Origin of the sequence: Sulfuricurvum sp. RIFOXYD12_FULL_44_77, from assembly GCF_001830725.1 — a bacterium.
GTDB lineage: Bacteria > Campylobacterota > Campylobacteria > Campylobacterales > Sulfurimonadaceae > Sulfuricurvum > Sulfuricurvum kujiense_A.
Window position 1 is genome coordinate 1 of record NZ_MIBU01000291.1, and the last position, 2,946, is coordinate 2,946.

At 43.6% G+C, this 2,946-nt stretch carries 7 protein-coding genes; all 7 read left to right on the forward strand.

Annotation, left to right across the window (positions count from 1 at the left end; genetic code table 11):
- Nucleotides 1-222 (forward strand): 50S ribosomal protein L23 (locus A2517_RS10755; RefSeq protein ID WP_294896896.1); only part of this gene is annotated, 222 nt, incomplete at its 5' end.
- A 1-nt stretch (nucleotide 223) separates the two neighbouring features.
- Entirely contained in the window at nucleotides 224-1,063 is an 840-nt protein-coding gene (gene rplB, locus A2517_RS10760; protein ID WP_294896898.1) for a 50S ribosomal protein L2, read from the forward strand.
- A gap of 3 nt (nucleotides 1,064-1,066) precedes the next feature.
- Nucleotides 1,067-1,348, forward strand: a complete 282-nt coding sequence (rpsS, locus tag A2517_RS10765; RefSeq protein ID WP_015652597.1) for a 30S ribosomal protein S19 — start codon at nucleotides 1,067-1,069, stop codon at nucleotides 1,346-1,348.
- Between the two features lie 9 nt (nucleotides 1,349-1,357).
- Entirely contained in the window at nucleotides 1,358-1,675 is a 318-nt protein-coding gene (gene rplV / locus A2517_RS10770; RefSeq protein ID WP_013459059.1) for a 50S ribosomal protein L22, read from the forward strand.
- 2 nt (nucleotides 1,676-1,677) lie between these two features.
- Complete coding sequence (gene rpsC / locus A2517_RS10775; protein ID WP_294896900.1) at nucleotides 1,678-2,388, forward strand: 30S ribosomal protein S3; 711 nt, start codon at nucleotides 1,678-1,680, stop codon at nucleotides 2,386-2,388.
- A 2-nt stretch (nucleotides 2,389-2,390) separates the two neighbouring features.
- Nucleotides 2,391-2,816, forward strand: coding sequence for a 50S ribosomal protein L16 (gene rplP / locus A2517_RS10780; RefSeq protein WP_013459061.1), 426 nt, complete (start codon nucleotides 2,391-2,393; stop codon nucleotides 2,814-2,816).
- The coding region (rpmC, locus tag A2517_RS10785; RefSeq protein ID WP_294896903.1) for a 50S ribosomal protein L29 at nucleotides 2,803-2,946 on the forward strand (144 nt) is incomplete at its 3' end. The genes rplP and rpmC, both read left to right, overlap by 14 nt.

Here is a 2,946-nt window from a genome sequence, read left to right on the forward strand (position 1 = left end):
GAAGAGGGTGTAATCGTTGTTCAAACGTCTCCACGTATGACAAAGAACGCTCTTAAAGAGGTGTTTAGAGAGTATTTCGGAATCGTTCCGGCTCGCGTAAACTCACTAAACCAAAGCGGAAAAGTTAAACGTTTCCGTGGTCTTGCTGGCAAACAAAATGACTTTAAAAAGTTTTATGTGAAATTGCCAGAAGGCGCACAAATCGATAGTTTGGCGGTGTAATATGGCGATCAAAACGTATAAACCAACAACCCCGAGCCGACGTTTTTATACAAACGTTGACAACTCGGATATCACGGCAAAAGCGTCTGTTCGTTCTTTGTTGATTAAAATCCCTGCAGCTGCGGGACGTAACAACAACGGTCGTATCACATCACGTCATAAAGAAGCGGGAGCTAAAAAGCTTTACCGTATTATCGATTTCAAACGTAACAAATTCGGTGTTCCTGGTACTGTTGCTGCAATCGAATACGATCCGTACCGTAACTGTCGTATCGCTCTTATCAATTATGTAGACGGTGACAAACGTTACATCCTCCAGCCAAAAGGTTTGGTAGTCGGTGATGTTGTTGCTGCTGCTGAGAGCGGTTTGGACATTAAAGCGGGTAACGCGATGAAATTGATGAATATCCCTGTGGGGACAACGATTCATAACATCGAACTTAAACCGGGTAAAGGTGGACAAATCGTCCGTTCAGCCGGAACATCTGCGCAAATCATGGGTCGTGAGGGAAAATATGTTTCTCTTCGTCTTCCGTCAAGTGAAATGCGTTATGTATTGGGTGAATGTATGGCGACTGTCGGTACTGTCGGTAACGAAGAGTACATCAACATCGTTCTTGGTAAAGCAGGTCGTACTCGTCATATGGGTATCCGTCCTCAAACACGTGGTTCTGCTATGAATCCTATCGATCACCCGCATGGTGGTGGTGAAGGTAAAACAAACTCAGGACGTCACCCGGTTACTCCATGGGGTAAACCGACTAAAGGTGCTAAAACACGTAAGAAGAAAGCAAGTGATAGACTTATTATTACTCGCCGTAAATCAAATCCGAAGAGGTAGATAATGGCTAGATCAGTAAAAAAAGGACCGTTTGTTGACGGACACCTAATGAAAAAAGTGATTGCTGCCAAAGAGACGAAAAGCAACAAGCCTATCAAAACTTGGTCACGCCGTAGTGTGATCTTGCCAGATATGATCGGTTTAACGTTTACCGTCCACAATGGCCGTCAGTTTGTACCGGTTTTCGTAACGGAAAACCACGTTGGTTACAAACTTGGTGAATTTTCACCAACACGTACGTTTAAGGGCCATAAAGGTTCTGTACAAAAGAAAATCGGGAAATAAGGAAGAGATATGGCAAGAGCACTATTAAAATTCGTTCGCGTATCTCCGACTAAATCTCGTTTGATCGCTCGCGAAGTTCAAGGAATGAATGCAGAGCAAGCAATGGCTGCATTGGAGTTTACTCCAAACAAAGCTGCAAAAATCATCGCTAAAGTGGTTGCGTCAGCAGTAGCTAACAGCGGTATCGATGCGCAAGATTGTGTTATCAAATCATGCCGCGTTGATAACGGTCCGGTACTTAAACGTTTCACTCAACGTGCACGTGGTACCGCTTCTGGTATCCGTAAGCCGACAGCACACATTTTGGTAGAAGTAGAGGGTAAATAATTATGGGTCATAAAGTTAATCCTATCGGACTTCGTCTCGGTATCAACCGCAACTGGGAATCTCGTTGGTTTCCTAACTTTAAAACAGCTGCGGTTTCTTTGGGCGAAGACCATAAAATCCGTACCTATTTGAAAAAAGAACTCTACTACGCAGGTGTGAGCAACATCGTGATCGAGCGTACTGCGAAACGTCTTCGCGTTACGATCATTGCGGCTCGTCCTGGTATCATTATCGGTAAGAAAGGTTCTGACATTGAAAAAATCAAAGAATCTCTTCAAACCCTTATTGGTAAACCGGTAGCAGTTAACATCAAAGAAGAGAAAAAAGCACAAGCATCTGCACAACTCGTTGCAGAAAACGTTGCGACTCAACTTGAAAAACGTGTTGCTTTCCGCCGCGCGATGAAAAAAGTTATGCAAAATGCACAACGTGCAGGGGCTAAAGGTATTAAAGTTTCAGTTGCAGGTCGTCTTGGCGGTGCTGAGATCGCTCGTACTGAGTGGTACCTTGAAGGTCGCGTACCGTTGCATACGCTTCGTGCAAAAATCGATTACGGTTTTGCTGAAGCGCACACCACTTACGGTGTAATCGGTATCAAAGTTTGGATTTTCAAAGGTGAGGTTCTCACTAAAGGAATTCAACCAGAAGCTAAAGAATCTAAAGAAGAGCGTGGTGACGATCAACAACGTCGTCCACGACGAAAGGCTAACTAATCATGTTGATGCCTAAACGTACGAAATATCGTAAAATGATGAAAGGGCGTAACCGAGGTTACGCTACGAATGCCAATAAACTTGATTTCGGTTCTATCGGATTCAAAGCAACGGAAGCGGGACGTATTAACTCTCGTCAAATCGAAGCGGCTCGTATTGCAGCAAACCGTCATATCAAACGTCAAGGTAAAATCTGGATCCGTGTGTTCCCGGCTAAACCATTGACTGCCAAACCACTTGAAGTGCGTATGGGTAAAGGTAAAGGTTCTGTTGACCAATGGGTAATGAACATCAAACCAGGCCGTATCATTTTTGAAATGGGTGGTGTTGAAGAGACTCTTGCGCGTGAAGCATTATCGCTTGCGATGCAAAAACTTCCGTTCAAAACCAAAATTGTAACTGCGGAGATGAGCAATGAAATATACTGATTTGAACGACAAAACAGCTGCTGAACTTCAAGGTATGCTCAAAGAGAAAAAAATTGAGCTTTTCACTTTGAAAATTAAGCAAAAAATGATGCAATTGACTAACACGAGCGAACTTCGCACGGCGAAAAAA

Excerpts from the sequence above, each read along its gene's own strand:
- rplB (WP_294896898.1), top strand. The coding sequence starts at position 224 with ATGGCGATCAAAACGTATAAACCAACAACCCCGAGCCGACGTTTTTAT.
- rpsS (WP_015652597.1), top strand. The coding sequence starts at position 1,067 with ATGGCTAGATCAGTAAAAAAAGGACCGTTTGTTGACGGACACCTAATG.
- rplV (WP_013459059.1), top strand. The coding sequence starts at position 1,358 with ATGGCAAGAGCACTATTAAAATTCGTTCGCGTATCTCCGACTAAATCT.
- rpsC (WP_294896900.1), top strand. The coding sequence starts at position 1,678 with ATGGGTCATAAAGTTAATCCTATCGGACTTCGTCTCGGTATCAACCGC.
- rplP (WP_013459061.1), top strand. The coding sequence starts at position 2,391 with ATGTTGATGCCTAAACGTACGAAATATCGTAAAATGATGAAAGGGCGT.